Raw genomic sequence first — 19,279 nt, forward strand, 5'->3', positions numbered from 1 at the left:
TCCAATCGCCCTGGCCCAGGTCTCTTATCTACAGAAGGCGAGGGCGAGACGCCGCCGCCAAACATTCGAGGGGACTAAATCATGGACTTTGAATTTTTGATCCCGCTGGCGCCGTTTCTGATGGTCGCGGCGATCGTGATCGTGCCGGCGTGGTTGCGGACGCGCGATCGTCGAGAAATGCAGGCGACTGTTCGGGCCGCCATCGAGAAGGGGCAGCCGCTGCCTCCCGAATTGGTCGAGGCCCTGTCCAAGGATGTCCGTCCGAAGATGGTGTCTTCGTCGCATCGTGACATGCGGATCGGCGTCATTCTGTTGTTTGTCGCTGGCGGCGTTGCCCTGACGGGTGTCGCTCTGGGTCAGATCAACGACAACGCCATGTACGGCACCCTGAGCGGTGCGGCCATTCCTGGCATGATTGGCTTGGCCTTCGTCATCCTCAGCTTCTTCAACCCCAACAAGCGTCCGCCGCAAGACTGAGCGCGGATACGGGGAAGAGGGGACCAAGCTTATGGGCACTGAACGCCCACCCACGGGCCACGACGTCGAGCTGGCCGCCCTGGCGGCGGCCGGCGACCGGCGGGCCTTCGGCGAGCTGGTGCGCCGTCACGGCTCGGCCGTGCGGGGCCTGCTGCGCCGGCTGGGGGCCGATCCGGCCACGGCCGACGACGTCGCCCAGGACGCGTTCCTGGTCGGCTACGAGCAGATCGCCGACTATCGCGGGGAGGGGGCCTTCGCGGGCTGGATCAAGAAGATCGCCGCGCGGCTCTATCTGAGGAAGGTCAAGCGGGAGGCGCGTTTCGTGCTGGCCGAGGCCCCCGAGGACGAGGCCCCGATCGGATCGGACGGTTCCGCCGCGCGCGCCGATCGCCTCGATCTGGACGAAGCGCTCAAGTCTCTGTCCAAGGCCGAGCGCCTGTGCGTTTCGCTTTGCTACGGGGCCGATTGGTCGCACGCCGAGGCGGCCGAGGTCTTGAACATTCCGCTGGGGACGGTCAAATCCCATGTCAAACGTGGTCTGGATAAACTCAGAGCCCGGATGGCCCCGCCGTCCGAAAGCGCACCGAACGACTCCGCGAGGAGAGAGCACCGTGGCTGACCTGGATTTCGAAACCCAACTCTCGCGGCTCTACGGCCAGGCTCCGGTGTTCCGCGACGCCGAACTGTTCGCGCAGCAGGTGACCGACAAGCTGGATCGGGGCTGGGCGCTGCGTCGCGTGCTGATCGGCGCCACCGGCGTCGTGGCCGGGGTGGCGGCCGCCGCTCAGCTGGTCGGCGCGCGCTTCTCCACCGAGTTCTCGCAGATGTCCCAGGAAGGCGCGCAACAGCTGGATCTGGGCCTGGACAAGCTGACCCATCGCTACGACCAGCTGTTCGTTCTGGGCGGTTCGGAAACCGTGTGGCTGGCGGTCGCCCTGGCCGGACTGGCCCTGGCCTTCGCCGTCACCCGGCTGATGGACGAGGTCTAACGCGAGGCGGTCTGGATCACGTTTTCAATGATCATGTTGCGGCGCCGAACAATCTGGCGGAAAACGGCACGCGTTTTTCGCTGGAGTGCTCGCCCTGTCCGCCCATCGTGAAGAAAAGGTCCGTCGCCTGGCGGCCCCCGACATCGCCGCGCGCAAGGGCGGCGAACCCCTTGTCTGCCTGACGGCCTACACCACGCCGATCGCCGCCGCGCTGGACGAGTCGTGCGACCTGCTGCTGGTCGGCGACTCGCTGGGCATGGTCGTGCACGGCCTGCCCAACACCGTGGGCGTGACGATGGAGATGATGATCCTGCACGGCCAGGCGGTGATGCGCGGCTCGCGCAAGGCCATGGTCGTGGTCGACATGCCGTTCGGTTCTTACGAAGGCGCGCCGGAAGAGGCCTACGCCAACGCCGTGCGGATCATGAAGGAAACCGGCTGCCAGGCCGTGAAGGTGGAGAGCGGCCCCACCGTACCCGCCACCATCGCCTATCTCGTGCAGCGCGGCATTCCGGTGATGGGCCACATCGGTCTGCGGCCGCAGGCGGTGCTGGTCGACGGCGGTTTCAAGGCCAAGGGCAAGGACGAGGCCGGCCGGCAGAAGGTGCTGGAGGAAGCCCGCGCCACCGCCGAGGCCGGGGCCTTCGCCGTGGTGGTCGAGGGCGTGGCCGAGGGTCTCGCCCGCGAAGTGACCGCCGCCATCTCGGTCCCGACGATCGGCATCGGCGCCTCGGCCGGCTGCGACGGCCAGGTGCTGGTGGTCGACGACATGCTGGGCCTGTTCGACTGGACTCCGAAGTTCGTGCGCCGCTACGCCGATCTGAAGGGCGAGATCGAGCGGGCCGCCGCCGACTACGCGCGGGACGTCAAGGCGCGCACCTTCCCCGGCGAGGCCGAGACCTACTACGCGAAGAAGGGCTAGCGCACTCGCGCACCGGTTCCGCCCCGTTGCGGCTGGCCCAGACACGCTATAGGTTCGCCGCCTCGGTGTGTTCGCTCACCATGGTTTTCAATTCGCGTGTCGGTCCTGGCGCAAGCCGGTGTCGACGCCCCAGGGCGTTGTTTCGCCCTTACCGGAGCCTCGTTCGTGGTCGATGTGTTTGACGAGGTCGAAGAGCAGCTGCGCTCCGACCGCTACAAGTCCCTCGCGCTGAAGTCGCTGCCCTGGGTGGGCGCGCTGGCCGCGGTGGCGATTCTGGGCGCGGGCGGCTGGATGGGCTGGACAACCTACCAGCAGAAGCAGACCGACAAGGCCACTGAAGCCTATCAGGCGGCCCTGACCACCGGCCAGAAGGCGGGCCCGGTCGCGGCGTTCCCCGCGTTCGAGGCGATCTCCAAGACCGGCTCCCCCACCTACAAGGCCCTGGCCCTGATGCAGATGGGCGGCGTGCGTCTGGAACAGAACAAAACGGCCGAAGCGGTGGCTTATTTTGATCAAGCGGCCAAGCTTTCGTCCAATCCGGTGCTCGCCGACCTTGCCGGCCTCAATTCCGCCTTGGCGCTCCTCGACACGGCTCCTTACAAGGAAGTCGAGGCGAGGCTGACCCCGTTGATGGGCGAGAAGAGTCCTTATCGCGTGCAGGCGAAGGAAGCGCTGGCCTTCGCCAAGCTGCGGGCCGGCGATCTTGCCGGCGCGCGCGGCGATTTCCTCGTGCTGTCCAGCTCGCTCGACAACTCCTCGGATGAAATCCGCGAGCGGGCCCGGGGCGCCATGGCCATGATCGATTCAGGCTCCGCCAAGGACCTGCCGGCCGTGGTCAAGGCCGCCATGGCCTTGCCGCCTCCCGCCGCCTTGGCGCTTCCCCCCGGCGTGCAAGCCGACGTCGCCCCCAACACCGCCCAATGAGCCGCCGCCCCATGACGACTAAGCGCTATCTGCTTCTCACCGCGATGATGACCGCCGCGGTGTCGGTGGCCGGTTGTTCGACGGTTTCCAAGCTCAATCCCTTCGACAAGAAGGAAGAGAACAAGACCCTGGCCACTCAGGGACAGCGGATTTCGGTCATCGCCTTCGACCAGAAGGTCGAGCAGGCCGAAGCGCTGAAGGGCGTGGACTTCTTCCTGCCCGAACCGACGGTCCAGGCCGACTGGCCTCTGCCGGGCGGCAACGCCGAGCAGTCGGTCGAGCACGTGGCCGCCGCCGCCAACTTCGACATCGCCTGGCGCAAGGGCTTCGGCCAGAAGGCCAACCGCCGGTATCACGTCACCGCGCCGCCCGTGGCCGCCGACGGCAAGATCTTCGTGATGGACGGCGAAGCCACCGTGAGCGCCATTGACGCCCGCAGCGGTTCCACGCTCTGGCGCAAGGATCTGCGTCCCGCCAAGGCCCCGGGCAAGAAGCACGGCTTCATGGGCTTGGGCGGCAGCACCGGCGACCGCATCGGCTTTGGCGGCGGCGTCGCCTACGCCAACGGCAAGCTGTATGTCGCGTCGGGCTTCCGTTTCGTGGCCCAGCTCGACGCCGCGACCGGCGCCGAGACCTGGCGCCAGCAGACCAGCACGCCGGTTCACGCCGCGCCCACCGTCGCCGACGGCCGCGTGTTCGTGATCTCCACCGACAACGAGCTGTTGACCTTCAACGCCGCCGACGGCGCGCCGGGCTGGACCTATCAGGCCCTGATCGAGCCTGCCCGCATCCTGGCGGCCAGCAGCCCCGCCGTCAGCGGCGACACGGTCGTGGCCGGCTTCGCCTCGGGCGAGCTGGTGGCCCTGCGCGCCGCCAACGGCAACGACCTGTGGAGCGAGGCTCTCAGCCGCGCCAGCCGCACCAACGCCCTGTCGGAAATCCGCGACATCGCCGGTCGTCCGGTGATTTTCAAGGGCGACGTCTTCGCCGTCAGCCACTCGGGGGTCTTCGCCGCCACCGACCTGCGCACCGGCCAGGCCCGCTGGAGCCTGCCGGTCACCGCCATCACCAGTCCGTGGGCGGCCGGCGACGTGGTCTTCGTGGTCGACAAGGCCGGCCAGGTGATCTGCGTGTCGCGCGAGGCCGGTCAGGTCTATTGGATCCGCGACCTGAACAACACCGAGCATCTGAGCAAGAAGCAGAAGAAGAAGCGCGCCAAGCACCCGGTGGTCTGGTCCACGCCGATCCTGGCGTCGAACCGCCTGATCACCGTGTCGAGCGAAGGCCAGGCCGTGGCGTTGAACCCCAAGACCGGCGAGACGCTGAAGACCCTGAAGATCGGCCAGCGCACCCTGCTGGGCCCGATCGCCATGGGCGACACGGTCTATGTGGCTACCGACGAGGCCGATCTGATCGCCATCCGCTAGGCGCTCCTCCGGCTCGCCCGGACCTATAATCCAAGCAACGCGAACCCGGGCTGGTCCTTACCAGTCCGGGTTTGTCGCTTTTGTCCCCGAAATCGACTAATCTCAGCCCATGCCTTTGAAACTCGCCATCGTCGGCCGCCCCAATGTGGGCAAGTCGACCCTGTTCAACCGTCTGGCCGGCCGCAAGCTGGCCCTGGTCGACGACCAGCCCGGCGTCACCCGCGACCGCCGCTTCGCCCATGGCCGCCTGGGCGACCTGGACCTGGAGCTGATCGACACCGCCGGCTTCGAGGACGTCACCGACGAGAGCCTGGAGGCGCGGATGCGCGCCCAGACCGAGCTGGCGATCGAGGAAGCCGACGTCAGCCTGCTGGTGTTCGACGCCCGCGAGGGTCTGACGCCGCTGGACAAGATCTTCGCCGAGATCCTGCGCAAGCGGAACAAGCCGGTGCTGGTCGCGGCCAACAAGTCCGAGGGCAAGGCGGGCGACCACGGCGCGGCCGAGGCCAATGTCCTGGGTCTGGGCGAGCCGATCCAGATCAGCGGCGAGCACGGCGAGGGCATGGCCGAGCTCTACGCGGCCCTGATCGCCATCGCGCCGGAAGACCTGCAGACCGAACACGACGAGCTGGACGACGACAAGCCGATCAAGATCGCCATCGTCGGCCGCCCCAACGCCGGCAAGTCGACCCTGATCAACCGTCTGATCGGCGAACAGCGCCTGCTGACCGGTCCCGAGGCCGGCATCACCCGCGACTCCATCTCGGTCGACTGGGACTGGGGCGGGCGCAAGGTCCGTCTTGTCGACACCGCCGGCCTGCGCAAGAAGGCCAAGGTCAACGAGAAACTGGAGAAGCTGTCGACCGGCGACACCATCCGCTCGATCACCTTCGCCGAGGTGGTGCTGCTGGTGATGGACGCCACCCATCCGTTCGAGACCCAGGACCTGCAGATCGCCGACCTGGCCGAGCGCGAAGGGCGCTGCGTCGTCTTCGTGCTGGCCAAGTGGGACCTCGTCGAGGATCCGGGCGCGACCCTGAAGGGCTTCGTCGAGCATGCCGAGCGCATGCTGCCGCAGCTGCGCGGCACGCCCGTGGTGGCGCTGTCGGGCGAGACCGGCAAGGGCGTCGAGCGCCTGATGCCGGCCGTGCTCAAGAGCCACAAGGACTGGTCGACCAAGGTCAAGACCCGCGACCTGAACGACTGGCTGCAGATGGCCATGCAGCGCCACCCGCCGCCCAGCGTCGGGGGCAAGCGCATCAAGCCCAAGTACATGGCCCAGACCAAGGCCCGTCCGCCGACCTTCGTGCTGTTCTCCAGCCGCGCCGACCAGATGCCCGAGCAGTATCGGCGCTACCTGATCAATTCCTTGCGCGAAAGCTTCGACCTGCCGGGCGTGCCGCTGCGCATCACCCTGAAGTCGGGCGCCAACCCCTATGCCGACGGCGAGGCCAAGGGCCACTCGGGCAAGGGCAAGCGGGAGTTCGAACGGCGCGAACGCGAGGCCGAACGCATTCGCGCCTCGCGCAACACCGTCAAGAAGTCGGTGCGCGTGGCCGAAGCCGCCGCCGCGGCCGCCGCCCAGGCCGCGGGCCTGCCCGTGCCCGCCCCAAGCATCGGCAAGCCTGTGTCCAAGGCGTCCAAGGCGCCCAAGCCGACCGAGACCGCCGCCAACCCAGCCGCCGAGCCCGGCAAGGGCGCGGTCAAGTCGGTCAAGAAGCAGGGCCCCAGGGCCCAGAAGAAGTCGGCCACCCCCAGCTACAAGGTCGGCTTCAAGGCAGCCGGCGGCAAGGCGGCCGGCTCCAAGAGCGCGCCGCGTCGCCCCGTGGCCGGGGCCCGCACGGTTCGCGGCAACAAGGCGCCGCCCAAAGGGCGCTAAGGGCGGGGGCGCTAAAGGCCTCTGAGCCGGTTGTGCATGGCGGTGGCGGCGATCGCCGCCTCGCCCTGGGCCGTGGTGATCTGGTTGAGGCCGCGCACCATGTCGCCGGCGGCGTAGAGGCCGGGGATCGATGTCTGCTGGTGATCGTCGACCACCAGCCGGCCCTGATCGTCGTGACGCGCGCCGGCCGCCAGGGCCAGGCCTGTCCGCGGCGTCACGCCCAGAGCGCTGTAGAGCGCGTCGAACTCCACGCGCCCCGCCCCGGAAAAGCAGAGCGCCCGAGGGCGGGCGGGCTGAAGTTCGACGTCCTCGATGGGCGCCTCGATGACCGCCACGCCGGCCTGGGCCAGCAGGGCCCGTTCCTCGGCGGGCAAAGCATCGGGCGCGGCGATGTGGATCAGGGTCAGCCGGTCGGCATAGGTGCGCAGGAACAGGGCCTCGCGCGCGCCCAGCGCCCCGTTGCCGATCACGCCGACCCGCTGGCCCGTGACTTCGAACCCGTCGCAGATCGGGCAGATCCGGAGCAGGGTCCTGCGCACGGCTTCATCGACCTCGGGCAGATCCGGGGCGTTGTCCTCGACCCCGCAGGCCAACAGGACGGTCGCGGCGCGCAAGACGTCGTCGCCGATCTCGAGGGTGAAACCCTCGTCCGTGATGGACAGAGCACGAACCATGCCCGCCTGAATCCGCGCGCCGTAGCGCAGGGCGTGCTCCCTCTGGAGGTCCAGCAGCGTCGCGCCGGCCACGCCATCGGGAAAGCCCGGATGGTTGTGGGTTGTCGGGATCCAGGCGGCGCGGCTGTCGCCGCCGTCGGCGACCAGCACCCGCCGCCGGAAGCGTCCCATGTAGAGCGCGGCGGTCAGGCCCGCGGGGCCCGCGCCGACGATAATCGCATCCAGGCGTTCGCGGTTCAGCGCGGGGGCGAGCGGGTTTGGCGTCATGGGATCTCCGACGCCGATAGACGCGCCAGCCCGGCAAGGGTTGCGTGCGCCGGCCCGAAACGCACCCCGCCGCGTCGCCGTGATCAGCCGAGGCTGGCCGATTCCTGGCCGCGGTCCTTGAACTTGACGACGCCCTTGGGCGGCACGCGGTCGGGGCGGGCCAAGTCGACGATCAGCGGCACGATGGTGTCGGGCGCCGGCACGGTCTGCGGGTCCTCGCCCGGGAAGGCCCCGGCCCGCATGCGGGTGCGCATGGCCCCCGGATCGACGCAGACGGCGCGCACCGTGGTGCTCTCCATCTCGTCGTCATAGCAGGCGACGATGGCCTCGAGCCCGGCCTTGGAGGCCGCGTAGCCGCCCCAGAAGGCGCGATGGGTCTTGGCGACGCTGCTGGTCAGGAAGATGGCCCGACCGGCCTCGGCGCGGCGCAGCAGGGGGTCCATGGACCGAATCAGCCGCCAGTTGGCCGTCAGGTTGGTGGCCATGATCATGTCCCAGCCCTTGGGGTCCAGGTGGCCCACCGGGGTCAGGGCGCCCAGAACGCCGGCGGCCCCGACCAGGATGTCCAGCTTGCCGAACCGCTCGTAGAGGGCCGCACCCAGCTGATCCAGGCCGTCGGCCTCGCGCAGGTCCATCGGGACCAGGGTGGCGTGCTCGCCCGTCGCGGTGAAGATCGCGTCGTCCAGGGCCTCCAGGGCCCCTTGGGTGCGGCCCAGGGCGATGACGTGGGCGCCGGCCTGGGCCAGGCCCAGGGCGATGGCCTCGCCGATGCCGCGGGTGGCGCCGGTGACGAGGGCGATGCGGCCGGCCAGCGGCTTTTCGGAGTCGGAAGTCATGGGCGGGTTCTAGTGGCTAAGCGAGACGATGGAAACCGCGACGGCTCCCTAAGGATTGTCCGCCGGACGCGCGCCGTAGCGCTGGGCGATCACCGAACAGGCCATCAGCTGGATCTGATGAAACAGCATCAACGGCAGGACCATGATCCCCGCCGCGGCGCCGGGGAACAGGATGCCGGCCATCGGCACGCCGGTGGCCAGGCTCTTCTTGGAGCCGCAGAACACGATGGCCACCTCGTCCGGCTTGGAGAAGCCCAGGGCGCGCGCGCCGAACACGGTGATGGACATCACCACGGCCAGCAGGACCACGCAGGCGGCCAGCAGCAGGAACAGCTCTGGGATCGAGACGATCTTCCAGATGCCGCCGACCACGGCGGCGCTGAACGCCGAATAGACCACCAGCAGGATCGAGCCGCGGTCGACCTGGCCCACCAGCGCCTTGTGCTTCTCGATCCAGCCCTTGACCCAGGGCCGCACCAGCTGGCCGGCCACGAACGGGACCAGCAGCTGGAGGACGATCGACTTGATCGAGTCCCAGCCGCCGACATCACCGTGGGCGTGCATCAGCAGGCCCACCAGCACGGGGGTCAGGAAGATGCCCAGGAGGTTCGACGCCGAGGCCGCGCAGACGGCGGCGGCGATGTTGCCCCGGCCGATCGAGGTGAAGGCGATCGACGACTGGACGGTCGAGGGCAGGCAGCACAGGAACAGCATGCCGCTGGACAAGGTGGGCGACAGCACGCCCGACTTGCTGATCCCAAGGCCCAGCACCGGGAACAGCACGAAGGTGAAGGCCAGGATCGTCAGGTGCAGCCGCCAGTGGGTCAGGCCCGCGACCACGGCCTCGCGCGACAGCTTGGCGCCGTGCAGGAAGAACAGCAGGGCGATGGCGATCTTGACCACCCAGCCGACGATCGTCGCCGCCTCGCCGCGCACCGGCAGCACCGAGGCCAGCACGACCATGCCGAACAGGGCCGCGATGTAGCCGTCGATCTTCAGCTTGGCGAGGAGGTCTTTGAACAAAGGTGGCAACCTGGGATGCGAAATCCTCGTCCTTCGACAGGCTCAGGATGAGGATTTCGAATGCGATCGGGGGCGGAGAGGCGGGGTGTTCAATTCGCCCTCATCCTGAGCTTGTCGAAGGACGAGGGCGTACTGCTGCGTTGAGGTCTATGCGCTCAGCAGCGACAGCTGTTTCTCGGCCTGGTCGTTGCGGCCCTCGGCGATCTCGCGGTCGGTCAGGCGCGTGGGATAGTCGCCGGTGAAGTAATGGTCGGTGAACTGCGGGTGGGCCGGGTCGCGGGGACCGGCTTCCAGCGCCTGATAGAGGCCGTCGACCGACAGGAAGCCCAGGCTGTCGACTTCCAGGAACCGGGCCATCTCCTCAAGCGATTTGTTGGCCGCCAGCAGCTGGTCGCGCTCGGGCATGTCGATGCCGTAGAAGTCGGGCCACTTGATCGGCGGGCTGGCCGAGCGGAGGTGAACCTCCTTGGCGCCGGCCTCGCGGACCATGCGGACGATCTTCAGCGAGGTGGTGCCGCGCACGATCGAGTCGTCGATCAGGATGACGCGCTTGCCCTCGAGCACGGCGCGGTTGGGGCTGTGCTTCATGCGCACGCCCAGTTCGCGCACGCCCTGGGTCGGCTGGATGAAGGTGCGGCCCACATAGTGGTTGCGGATGATGCCCAGGTCGAAGGGCAGGCCGCTCTGCTGGGCGAAGCCGATGGCGGCGGGCACGCCGCTGTCGGGAACCGGCACCACCACGTCGGCCTCGACGCCGGTCTCGATGGCCAGGCGCTGGCCCATGCGCTTGCGCACGTCATAGACCGAGCGGCCGTTCACGACGCTGTCGGGACGGGCGAAATAGACATATTCGAACACGCAGGGGCGGGCGGCGACGTTCTGGAACGGACGCAGCGACTTCACGCCGGTCTCGGAGATCACCACCATCTCGCCGTGCTCGACGTCGCGCACGAAGCGGGCGCCGATCATGTCCAGGGCGCAGGTCTCGGACGCCAGGATCGGCTGGCCGTCCAGGTCGCCCAGCACCAGCGGGCGGATGCCCAGCGGGTCGCGTAGGCCGATCATCTTCTTGTTGGTGATGGCCACGATCGCGTAGCCGCCTTCGATCTGGCCGACGGCGTCGATGAAGCGGTCGACGATGCGCGCCTTCCGAGAGCGGGCGATCAGGTGAAGGATCACCTCGCTGTCGCTGGTCGATTGGAAGATCGCGCCTTCCTGCACCAGGCGCTCGCGCAGGGTCAGGAAGTTGGTCAGGTTGCCGTTGTGGGCGATGGCCACGCCGCCTGTCTCCAGATCGGCGAACATCGGCTGGACGTTGCGGATGCCGCTGCCGCCGGCCGTGGAATAGCGCGTGTGGCCGATGGCCATGCCGCCGGGCAGGCGCTGGACCAGGTCGTTGCCGGTGAACGCGTCGCCGACATGGCCCATGTGGCGTTCGGTGTGGAAGCGCTGGCCGTCGAAGGCGGCGATGCCGCAGGCTTCCTGGCCGCGGTGCTGCAGGGCGTGCAGGCCCAGGGCGGTGACGGCGGCGGCGTCGCGTACGCCGTAGACGCCGAACACCCCGCATTCGAGGCGCAGGGTGTCGTCTTCGGGATCACGCCACGGCGCGGACGAGAAGCGGTCGATCGACTGGCCGAAGGACGTCATCGCGATTTCTCCACCAGATCGTCGACGGAGCGACGCTGGTCCTTATCATAACTCGGTTCGTGCGGCTTGCGTTCGGACGGTTTGTCGCTGGCGCCGTCTCCCCTTGCTCCATCGGCGACGGCGTCCTCGATGGCCGGGGCCAATTTTCCCGCCAGACCCGCGCCCTTGGGGGCGAACACCTTCAGCACGCGGCCGGCGGCGTTGGACAGCGGATAGAGCGCCGACTTCGACATCCACTGGGGCACCCGGTCGGGCGGGGTGGCCATGTGGAACACCAGGCTGAACACCCCCAGCACCACCAGGCCGCGCAGCACGCCGAACGCCAGGCCCATCAGGCGGTCCAGCGTGCCCAGGGCGCCGTCGGCGTGCAGGGTCTTGGTGATCTGGGCCCCGACCAGGCGCAGCAGAACGAAGATGATGACGAAGCCGACCAGAATGGCGGCCGCCGTGGCCGCCCAGTCCGGATCCATCATGGCCCGGAACAGCGGCCCGGTGACGCGCAGGGCCAGCAGGGAGAGCAGGGCGGCGACGATGAACGACAGGGCCGAAGTCAGCTCCCGCGACGCGCCGCGAGCGAAGCCGACCAGGGCCGAGACCAGCAGGATCAAGCCGAAAATGATGTCGAACGGCGTCACGTCAGCTGCCCCCAGATCTCGTCGCCGATGCGGCGCACCGCGTCGGCCAGACGCGCGACGCCGGCGACGGGCAGGGCTCCGCCGCCTTCGGGCAGGCCCGACAGCGGTCCCAGAGCTCGGCCAAAGCCGAGTTTCGCGGCCTCTTTCAAACGTGTCTCCATACGGCTCACGGGCCGCACTTCACCGGACAGGCTGACTTCGCCGAACACGACGCAGTCCTGCGGCAGGGCGATGTCGAGGGCCGAGGAGGCCAGGGCCGCCGCCGCCGCCAAGTCCGCCGCCGGCTCGGTGATCCGCAGGCCGCCAGCGACGTTCAGATAGACGTCCTTGTTGCCAAAACCAAGGCCGCAACGCGATTCAAGCACGGCCAGGACCATGGCCAGGCGTCCGGAATCCCATCCGACCACGGCGCGTCTGGGCGTTCCGTACGCGGACGGCGCGACCAGGGCTTGGAACTCCACCAGGACGGGTCTCGAGCCCTCGATGCCGGCGAACACCGCCGCGCCGGCCGCCCGCTCGCCGCCTTCGTTCAGGAACAGGGCCGAGGGGTTCTTCACTTCGCGCAGACCCGAATCGCCCATCTCGAACACCCCGATCTCGTCGGTGGCCCCGAAGCGGTTCTTGGCGCCGCGCAGGATGCGGAACGGATAGCCGCGCTCGCCCTCGAAGCTCAGCACCGCGTCGACCAGGTGCTCGACCACCCGGGGACCGGCGATCTGGCCGTCCTTGGTGACATGGCCGACCAGCAGGATGGCCACACCCTTCTTCTTGGCCAGGCGCACCAGCTCCTGGGCGCAGGCCCGGACTTGGGTGACCGTGCCCGGCCCGGCCTCGTGGGCGTCGCTCCACATGGTCTGGATCGAATCGATCACGACGAGGTCGAAGTTGTCGCGCTTCAGCCCGTCGAGGATGTCGCGCAGGCTGCTCTCGGCCGCCAGCTTCACCGGAGCCTGGGCGAAGCCCATGCGCTCGGCCCGGCCGCGGATCTGGGCCACGGCCTCCTCGCCGGAGATATAGGCGCAGTTGACGCCCTTCAGGCTGGCCTTGGCCACGACCTCCAGCAGCAGGGTGGACTTGCCCACGCCGGGGTCGCCGCCGATCAGGATGGCCGAGCCCGGCACCACGCCGCCGCCGCAGACCCGGTCGAACTCGTCGACGCCGGTGATGATCCGGGGCGGGGCGGGGGTGTCGCTTTCCAGGCCGGTGAACTGCAGGCCGCGCACGCGGGTGGCCTTGGTGCTGGACAGGGCCCCGGGCGCGCGGGCCCCGACCTCCTCGACCAGGCTGTTCCAGCTCTGGCAGGCCGTGCACTGACCCGACCACTTGGTCGAGACCGCGCCGCAGGACTGGCAGGCGTAGACGGCGCCGTCACGGGCCATGGGGGCTCCTGATTCGAAGGTGACTGGAGACTACAGCTTGGCCGCCCGCTGCGCCAAAGCCGGACGCACCGTCTCTCAGCCGCCCTTGATCACCCGCCGGGCCCTCGGCGCGATGCGAGTCAGCAGCTCGTAGGCCGTGGTGCCCGCCGCCGCCGCTGCGTCGTCCACCGGCAGATCGGGGCCGATGATCTGCATCATCGCGCCGGGGCGGGCGGCGTCGCAGTCGGTTATGTCGACGGCGATCAGGTCCATCGACACCCGGCCCAGCATCTGCCGGCGCGCGCCGTCGAACCACACCGCGCCGCGCGGATGGGCCGCGCGCGGCACGCCGTCGGCGTAGCCGACCGCCAGGATGGCGACTCGGGTGGTGTCCCGGGCGGTGAAGGCCGCGCCGTAGCCGATGCTCTCGCCGCGCGGCACGACGCGGGCCTGCAGGATCGGCGCCTCCAGGGTGGCCACGGCCTTGATGCGGTCGTCGGCGACATCGCGCGGACCGCCGCCGTACAGGCTGATCCCCGGCCGGCACTGGTCGAAGCGGTAGTCGGCGCCCAGGAAGATCCCGCCGGAATTGGCGAGACTGCGGCGAGCGTTCGGAAAGAGCGCGGCGGCTTCGGTGAAGCGGGCCAGTTGGCGGGCGTTCAGCGGGTGATCGGGCTCGCTGGCGCAGGCCAGGTGGCTGATCACCAGGGTGATGTTGAGGAACTTCAGCCGGTCCATGGCCCCGGTCAGGACCACGGCTTCTTCCGGACGCAGGCCCAGGCGGTTCATGCCGGTGTCGATGTGCAGGGCGGCGTCCAGCGTCCGGCCGCGGGCATGGCTGTTCCAGGCCTCGATCTGCGGCAGGCTGTTGAGCACCGGCGTCAGGCCGGCCGCCTCGATGGCCGGGGCCGAGCCGGGGGTGACGCCGTCCAGCAGGTAGATCGTGGCCGCGCGGTCGCCCAGGGCCTGGCGCAGGACCAGGCCTTCCGACAGGCGGGCGACGTAGAAGCCCCGCGCGCCCTCGTCCCATAGCCGTCCGGCCACCAGGTCAGCGCCCAGGCCATAGGCGTCGGCCTTCACGGCCGGCGCGATCTCGGCCCCCCCATGGGAGGCGTTGGCGGCGGCGGCCTTGAGCACGGCGTGGTTGGACGCCAGGGCGTCGAGGTCGAGGGTGAGGCGGCTGGTTTCGGTCACGGGGCAGGGCGTAGCCGAGCGCGCCGCCCAAAGCCAGCGCGGATGGCGTGGTGTTTCAGTGCAGAGGGTGTCGCGTCAGGAAGTCGGCCGCCAGGCTCTCGATCCCGCTGGCCAGGATCTGAACCCCGATGCACAGCAGCAGGAAGGCGACCAGCCGCGACATGACCCGCGCGCCTGACACGCCCAGCAGGGCCATGACCCGGTCGGACGCTCGATAGAGGCCCCAAACCAGCAGGGCGACGGCCACGGCGCCAAGGCTGGCGCCCAGGAAGAACGGGATCACCGTGTGCCCGCCGGCCGGCCGCTGCGACGACAGGGCGATGGCGACGGCGATCGAACCCGGCCCGGTCGTGAACGGCATGGTCAGGGGAAAAAAGGCGATGTCGTCGGTTCGGCGCTCGGCGGGCGAGGCCGCGTCGCTCTTGCGGTCCTCGTGCGCCTCGGGCTGCATCAGCAGGCCCCAGGCCCGGATCGCCACCACCAGCCCGCCGGCCACGCGCAAGGCTCCCAGGCTGACCCCGAAGAAGTTGAGGATGTAGCCGCCCAGCAGCAGCGATCCCAGCAGGATGGCCAGGGCGTAGGTCGCGATCCGGAAGGCCAGCCGATGGCGCTCTTGCGAGGTGCGGTCAGCCAGGACCTGGTGGAAGATCAGCGAGGCCCCGACCGGATTGACGATCGAGAAGAGCGCCGGGAAAGCCAGCAGGAACGCGCCGACGACCGTGGATGTCGGCAGGGGACTGAAATCCATTCGCGGCCTCGTTCAGCGGGTCCCGACACCGTGGCCGAGACCGGCTGCCCGCGTCAAATCCGCAAACGCTATTCCTCGCCGCCGCTGCGCATCTGATGGAAGTAGTGGTCGCGGGCGAGGTTGCCGAAGCGGGTGGTGTCGCTGTTGAACGACAGGCGCACGGTGCCGATGGGGCCGTGACGCTGCTTGGCGATGATCACCTCGGCCAGGCCTTGCAGGCGGTCCATGTCCTCCTGCCATTGCAAGTGCTCGGGCGTGCCCTCGCGCGGCTCGGAGCGGCCGACGTAATAGCTTTCGCGATAGACGAACCAGACCATGTCGGCGTCCTGCTCGATCGAGCCGGATTCGCGAAGGTCGGACAGCTGGGGGCGCTTGTCTTCACGCTGCTCGACCTGACGCGACAGCTGCGACAGGGCGATGACCGGGCAGGCCAGCTCCTTGGCCAGGGCCTTCAGGCCCATGGTGATCTGCGAGACTTCCTGCACGCGGTTGGCGTTGGATCCAAGATCCGAGCCGGTGACCAGCTGCAGGTAGTCGACCACGACCAGGTCCAGGCCGACCTGGCGCTTCAGGCGGCGGGCCCGGGCGGTCAGCTTGGCGATCGAGATGCCGCCAGTGGCGTCGATATAGAGCGGGGCTTCCTGCAGCTCGATGGCCGCGTCGCGCACCCGGCCGAACTCGCTGGCGTCGATTTCCCCCTTGCGGAGCTTGTCGCCCGACACGCCGGACGCGTCGGCCAGCATACGCAGGGCCAGCTGCTCGGCGCTCATTTCCAGCGAGAAGAAGGCCACGACGCCGCCGCTGACGGTCTTCTTGGTGCCGTCGGGCTGGGGCTCCCAGGCGTACTTCTTGGCGACGTTGAACGCGATGTTGGTGGCCAGGGCCGTCTTGCCCATCGACGGACGACCGGCCAGCACGATCAGGTCCGAGGGGTGCAGGCCGCCGATCTTGGTGTCCAGGTCGATCAGGTCGCTGGCCAGGCCCGACATGCCGCCGTCGCGGCTGTAGGCCTCGGCGGTCATCTCGACCGCGCCGCGCAGGGCTTCGCCGAAGCTGACGAAACCGGAGCTGGCCGCGCCGCTTTCGGCCAGGGTGTAGAGCTGCTGTTCGGCCGCCTCGATCTGGTCGCGGGCCGGAAGCTTGACGTCGTCCTTGCTGACGCCGCCGTGGGCGGTGGAGGCGATCTCGCCGCCGATGCGGATCAGGTCGCGGCGCAGGGCCAGGTCGAACACGGCGCGGGCGTAGTCGCCGACATTGGCGGCGGGCGGGGCCCTGTCGACCAGGTCGGCCAGGTAGCGCAGGCCGCCCAGCTCCTCGAACGCCGGGTCATGTTTGAATTCGTCGGCCAGCAGGATCGGCTCGGCCAGCTGGCCCTTGCGGATGTGGGTCTCGATCGCGCTGAACAGCCGCGCGTGGAAGGGTTCGTAGAAATGGCGGCCCTGCAGGCTGTCGGTCAGGCGCTCGTAGGCCGCGTTGTCGTACAGCAGCACGCCCAGCAGCGCCTGTTCGGCCTCCAGATTGTGGGGCGCGACGGAGACGACGATGTCGCCCATCGCGGAGGGTGGGCGGAGGTCTAGAGCAGGCACGAGGGACATCGGCGGAAGTTAACGCGAACGGTTGTTGGGGGCGACGGGTGAGGCTTCAGATGAACGGGGATGTTTTATGTATGTTCTCTAGGATAACGCTGCGTCAGAAGCGGACGTAGAAGGGGCGCGGCGATCGCTCGCCGCGCCCCATGACGCTTAGCCCAAAGGGTTCAAGGACTTACCAGCTGTAGCTCAGGCGGGTGTAGAGGAAGCGCCCGTTGAAGCCGAACGGCGAGTAGCTGGGGAAGGCCACCACCCCGGTCGTGTTGACCGGCGCCGGGGCCCGGTCGGGGTACTCGTCGAACAGGTTGTTCACGCCCAAGGCCCAGGTGACGTCCTTGAGGAAGGTGTAGCGGGCCTCGGCGTCCCAGACGGTCTTGGCGCCGGACTTGTAGTCCAGCGACGGGGTGGCGTTGGGGATCAGCACCGAGCCATAAGCCGTGCCGCGCAGGGTCGCGCCCCACGGGCCGTTGCTCCAGTCGCCGGCGGCCACCAGCTTGTGGTCGGGCGTGCCCTGCTCGTAGGTCAGGATGTTGACCCTGGCGAACAGGGGCGGGGGCACGGGCAGGCCTGACAGGGTGCTGGTGGTCGGCACCTTGTTGACGTCGGTTTGGTTGTAGTTGGCCGCCAGGGTCAAGTCGAAGCGGCCGGCCGCGTCGGCGTCGAGGCGGTAGCGCGCCACCACGTCGACACCCTTGCTGGTGGTGTCCACGCCGTTGACGAAGAACCGGGCCGTGGTGACGCCGAACGGCTGCAGCAGGTTGTAGATCGCCTGCTGGGTGGGCGTGCCGCCGTTCACGCCCTGGATGTTCTCCGAGAGCACGATGCGGTTGTCGATGTCGATCTGATAGGCGTCGACCGTCAGTTCGAACGGACCCTTGTGGTAGACCGCGCCCAGCGAATAGTTCTTCGACTTTTCCGGCTCCAGCGGCTTGGCGCCGAGGGCGGCGGCCGTGGCGCTGGTGGCCGGGAAGGTGCCGACGTCCACCGCCGCCCCGCCGGCGATGATGTTGATCGAGGTGGTGGTGAAGTACTGCTGCTGCAGGGCCGGCGCCCGGAAGCCGCTCGAGAACGCGCCGCGCAGGGCGAAGTTGTCGGTGAAGTCGTAGCGGGCCGCGATCTTGCCGGTCGTGGTCGAGCCGAAGTCCGAATAGTCCTCGTAGCGGGCGGCCAGGTCGATATCGAGCTTGTCGGTGATCTGGTTGTCCAGGTCGACATAGAGGCTGGTGGCGTTGCGGCTGACGTCGACCTCGTTGGCCGGACGGAAGCCGGGGAAGCCCTGGGCGCCGGCGCCCTTGCCGTTGCCGCCGTTGACCCACGACGCGGTTTCGCCGGCCTCGATCTTGTAGCTCTCGTCGCGATACTCGATCCCGAAGGCCAGCGTGCTGGGCTTGGCGAAGCCGAACAGCTCCAAGGGGCGGTTGACGTCGATGGCCGCCACGGTCTGGCCGTACTGCATCGACCCGTCCTTGAAGCGGGTTGGCGAGCTCGGGCCCAGCGAGGCGTTCAGCGAGTTGATCGTGCCGTATTCGACCTTGTTTTCGCCGTGGGTGACGCTGGCGTCGACGTTGAAGCCGCCGATCACGCCCTTGGTCCCGAAGGCCAGGTTGTAGTCGTCGATCTTGGTGGTGATCCGCGGCACGTAGCCGGTCGGATAGACGCTGACATAGTTGTTCGCGTTGTCGGCCAGGCGCGGAAAGGCCGAGCTTTCGCCCTTGCGGTTCTGGTAGCCGGCCAGACCGTACAGGCTCCACGCGTCGTTCAACGGCAGACCGAAATTGGCGTAGATGGTCTTGGTCTCGACCTGCGGGTCGCCGTAGACGCCCGTCACCTTCCGGGGCGAGACGCGGAGGTCCAGGTCGGCGCGGTTCGTCGGATTGCGGAACGAATATTCGCCGGTCAGTGTCAGGAAGCCGTCGTTGGGCAGGGCGAAGCCTTGCCACAGCGAGGCGCTGTAGGTGGGGCCGTCGTGGGCCGTGCGGCCGTCGCGATTCCGGGTCGTCTTCACCTCGGTGTCGTAGATGCCGTAGGTGGCGCTGGCGCCGCCGCCGTGGCTCGCCTCGCGTAGGCGCAGATTGATCACCCCGGCGATGGCGTCCGACCCGTACTGGGCCGCCGCGCCTTCGCGCAGGATCTCGACGCGGTCCAGGGCGGCGGTCGGGATGGTGTTGAGATCGAACGGCGCCGAACCGCGGCCGATCGAGCCGTTGATGTTGACCAGGGCGGCGGTGTGGGCGCGGTGGCCGTTCAGCAGCACCAGCGTCTGGTCGGGCGACAGGCCGCGCAGGGTGGCCGGGCGCACCGAGTCAGTGCCGTCGGTCACCGCCGGGCGGGGGAAGTCGAGCGACGGCGCCAGGTTGGCCAGGGCCTGGGCCAGTTCCGGCGTGCCCTGCCGGGTCAGGGCCTTGTTGTCGACGACGTCGACCGGCGAGACGGTGTCGAGCCGCGAGCGGGCGACCCGGGTGCCGGTGACGACCACCTGATCGACCGCTGTGGTGTCATCGGCTGGCGCGACGTCTTGGGCCTGGGCGGCGCCGGCCACGGCCGCGACGGAAGCGGCGGCCATCAGGAAGCTTCTAAAATGCATGACGAAATCCCCTCGCATGGCTCCCGGCGGCTCTGGGCCTTTTGTTCCGGAAGCGGAGGAGCCCGTCTCCCCCTAAGGAAAGGATGGGGATGCGTGTATTCGCTCA

17 protein-coding genes are annotated in these 19,279 nt (G+C 68.8%); 7 read left to right on the forward strand and 10 right to left on the reverse strand.

Going from position 1 to position 19,279, the window contains the following annotated elements; all coding sequences use genetic code 11:
- Positions 1 to 81 precede the first annotated feature (81 nt).
- From ASD21_RS03095 to der, 7 genes are all read left to right on the forward strand, one after another.
- A complete protein-coding gene (locus tag ASD21_RS03095) occupies positions 82 to 477 on the forward strand; it encodes a DUF6249 domain-containing protein (protein ID WP_056436631.1) in 396 nt (131 codons plus the stop codon).
- A 31-nt stretch (positions 478 to 508) separates the two neighbouring features.
- Positions 509 to 1,096, forward strand: a complete 588-nt coding sequence (locus ASD21_RS03100) for an RNA polymerase sigma factor (RefSeq protein WP_056436634.1) — start codon at positions 509 to 511, stop codon at positions 1,094 to 1,096.
- On the forward strand, positions 1,089 to 1,466 hold the full coding sequence (locus ASD21_RS03105; protein WP_056436637.1) for a hypothetical protein: 378 nt from the start codon (positions 1,089 to 1,091) through the stop codon (positions 1,464 to 1,466). The genes ASD21_RS03100 and ASD21_RS03105 overlap by 8 nt, the downstream gene beginning before the upstream one ends.
- Positions 1,467 to 1,560: 94 nt before the next feature.
- Positions 1,561 to 2,388: a 3-methyl-2-oxobutanoate hydroxymethyltransferase gene (gene panB / locus ASD21_RS03110; protein WP_056436816.1), complete on the forward strand. Its 828-nt coding sequence runs from the start codon at positions 1,561 to 1,563 to the stop codon at positions 2,386 to 2,388.
- 165 nt (positions 2,389 to 2,553) lie between these two features.
- Positions 2,554 to 3,312, forward strand: a complete 759-nt coding sequence (locus ASD21_RS03115) for a tetratricopeptide repeat protein (RefSeq protein WP_056436640.1) — start codon at positions 2,554 to 2,556, stop codon at positions 3,310 to 3,312.
- An 11-nt stretch (positions 3,313 to 3,323) separates the two neighbouring features.
- Positions 3,324 to 4,739 carry an outer membrane protein assembly factor BamB family protein gene (locus ASD21_RS03120; RefSeq protein ID WP_442856940.1) on the forward strand — a complete coding sequence of 472 codons (1,416 nt, stop codon included), beginning with the start codon at positions 3,324 to 3,326 and terminating at the stop codon, positions 4,737 to 4,739.
- A 109-nt stretch (positions 4,740 to 4,848) separates the two neighbouring features.
- The gene (der, locus tag ASD21_RS03125; protein ID WP_056436647.1) at positions 4,849 to 6,618 is read left to right on the forward strand and encodes a ribosome biogenesis GTPase Der; all 1,770 of its coding nucleotides are present in this window, start codon (positions 4,849 to 4,851) and stop codon (positions 6,616 to 6,618) included.
- Positions 6,619 to 6,629: 11 nt separating this feature from the next.
- Here der and ASD21_RS03130 read toward each other — a convergent pair whose 3' ends face one another.
- The 10 genes from ASD21_RS03130 to ASD21_RS03175 form a co-directional block, all read right to left on the reverse strand.
- Positions 6,630 to 7,559, reverse strand: coding sequence for an NAD(P)/FAD-dependent oxidoreductase (locus ASD21_RS03130; RefSeq protein WP_056436650.1), 930 nt, complete (start codon positions 7,557 to 7,559; stop codon positions 6,630 to 6,632).
- Between the two features lie 83 nt (positions 7,560 to 7,642).
- Positions 7,643 to 8,395: an SDR family NAD(P)-dependent oxidoreductase gene (locus tag ASD21_RS03135; protein WP_056436653.1), complete on the reverse strand. Its 753-nt coding sequence runs from the start codon at positions 8,393 to 8,395 to the stop codon at positions 7,643 to 7,645.
- 48 nt (positions 8,396 to 8,443) lie between these two features.
- On the reverse strand, positions 8,444 to 9,442 hold the full coding sequence (locus tag ASD21_RS03140) for a bile acid:sodium symporter family protein (protein ID WP_056436656.1): 999 nt from the start codon (positions 9,440 to 9,442) through the stop codon (positions 8,444 to 8,446).
- 123 nt (positions 9,443 to 9,565) lie between these two features.
- Entirely contained in the window at positions 9,566 to 11,065 is a 1,500-nt protein-coding gene (purF, locus tag ASD21_RS03145; RefSeq protein ID WP_056436659.1) for an amidophosphoribosyltransferase, read from the reverse strand.
- The gene (locus tag ASD21_RS03150) at positions 11,062 to 11,700 is read right to left on the reverse strand and encodes a CvpA family protein (protein ID WP_056436662.1); all 639 of its coding nucleotides are present in this window, start codon (positions 11,698 to 11,700) and stop codon (positions 11,062 to 11,064) included. Before ASD21_RS03150 ends, purF begins: the two co-directional genes overlap by 4 nt.
- Positions 11,697 to 13,079, reverse strand: a complete 1,383-nt coding sequence (radA, locus tag ASD21_RS03155) for a DNA repair protein RadA (RefSeq protein WP_056436666.1) — start codon at positions 13,077 to 13,079, stop codon at positions 11,697 to 11,699. Before radA ends, ASD21_RS03150 begins: the two co-directional genes overlap by 4 nt.
- A 75-nt stretch (positions 13,080 to 13,154) precedes the next feature.
- Positions 13,155 to 14,252 (reverse strand): alanine racemase, encoded by a 1,098-nt coding sequence (gene alr, locus ASD21_RS03160; protein WP_056436671.1) that lies wholly within the window; start codon positions 14,250 to 14,252, stop codon positions 13,155 to 13,157.
- A 55-nt stretch (positions 14,253 to 14,307) separates the two neighbouring features.
- The gene (locus tag ASD21_RS03165; RefSeq protein ID WP_056436674.1) at positions 14,308 to 15,000 is read right to left on the reverse strand and encodes a MarC family protein; all 693 of its coding nucleotides are present in this window, start codon (positions 14,998 to 15,000) and stop codon (positions 14,308 to 14,310) included.
- 68 nt (positions 15,001 to 15,068) lie between these two features.
- Positions 15,069 to 16,595: a replicative DNA helicase gene (locus ASD21_RS03170; protein WP_082554605.1), complete on the reverse strand. Its 1,527-nt coding sequence runs from the start codon at positions 16,593 to 16,595 to the stop codon at positions 15,069 to 15,071.
- 169 nt (positions 16,596 to 16,764) lie between these two features.
- Positions 16,765 to 19,173: a TonB-dependent receptor plug domain-containing protein gene (locus tag ASD21_RS03175; RefSeq protein WP_056436680.1), complete on the reverse strand. Its 2,409-nt coding sequence runs from the start codon at positions 19,171 to 19,173 to the stop codon at positions 16,765 to 16,767.
- Positions 19,174 to 19,279: the final 106 nt, after the last annotated feature.

This window comes from Caulobacter sp. Root1455 (assembly GCF_001426905.1).
GTDB lineage: Bacteria > Pseudomonadota > Alphaproteobacteria > Caulobacterales > Caulobacteraceae > Caulobacter.